The sequence below is a fragment of the Ralstonia sp. OTU4908 genome, assembly GCF_038440115.1.
GTDB classification, from domain to species: Bacteria; Pseudomonadota; Gammaproteobacteria; order Burkholderiales; family Burkholderiaceae; genus Ralstonia; species Ralstonia pickettii.
On the sequence record NZ_JASATD010000096.1, the window covers coordinates 1 to 852 of the forward strand.

Annotated in this window: 2 protein-coding genes; both read right to left on the reverse strand. The window is 64.2% G+C overall.

Going from position 1 to position 852, the window contains the following annotated elements:
* Positions 1-70 precede the first annotated feature (70 nt).
* Complete coding sequence (gene tnpB, locus AAHM38_RS25455; RefSeq protein ID WP_306303472.1) at positions 71-436, reverse strand: IS66 family insertion sequence element accessory protein TnpB; 366 nt, start codon at positions 434-436, stop codon at positions 71-73.
* Positions 403-774, reverse strand: a complete 372-nt coding sequence (gene tnpA / locus AAHM38_RS25460; protein ID WP_004633552.1) for an IS66-like element accessory protein TnpA — start codon at positions 772-774, stop codon at positions 403-405. The genes tnpB and tnpA overlap by 34 nt, the downstream gene beginning before the upstream one ends.
* Between the last annotated feature and the right edge of the window lie 78 nt (positions 775-852).

Genomic DNA, 852 nt, shown 5'->3' on the forward strand with positions numbered 1-852 from the left:
AGGTTCATGCGGCGAGTCTGCCAGAACCCCAAGTCCTCTGGAAGGAAGCCAGTTTACGGCTTTGGGGGTATTACACGACCGTGATCGCGTGGTCGTGGGTGAGCGTCTGCCAAGGCAGCCCCGTCACCAGCGCACGCAATTGCTCGGGATTGAGCGCCGTGGCGATCGCCTGGTCGCCGTTCGTCCAGATGAAGCGCCCCTTGTTGAGGCGCCGCGCGGCCAGCCAGATGCCGAAGCCGTCGTAGACCAGCACCTTCATGCGCGTCGAACTCTTATTGGCAAACAGGTAGGCGTGGTGGGGGCGTGCCGCGCCGAACACCTTGACGACCCGCGCGAGGATCGTTTCGGTACCGGCGCGCATGTCCAGCGGCTCCACGGCCAACCAGATCGCGTCCACCCGAATCAACGCAACCACCCTTGCAGCCACTGGGCGCACTGCGCTGCGGCCGATCCCGGCCAGCGAAGACTGATCGTCGTCGCGCCACGGCGGACTTCGATCTGGATGTCCGGCACGGCAGTGGTCGGCTCGCCGATCCGCAACGGGATGAACTCGCCTTGCGGCACCCTCATCAACTCGCGGTCCTCAGGCGCGCCATTCTTTGCTTCCTGCTCGGCGACCCAGCGCCGCAGCAGATTCGCATTGAGGCGATGGTGCAGGGCTATCGCCGCGATCGAAACACCCGGCTGCATGCACTCCTGCACTGCCTTGGCCTTGAACTCGGCGCTATGCCGACGTCGGCGCCGTATTGGCGCGCTCTCTTCGATAGTGTCCACGTGTCCACCTAGAACTAGATGGACACGATGCTCCTTGCTACGCGGGTCCCCTTCAAGACGGGTTCACCGGGTGCTTAC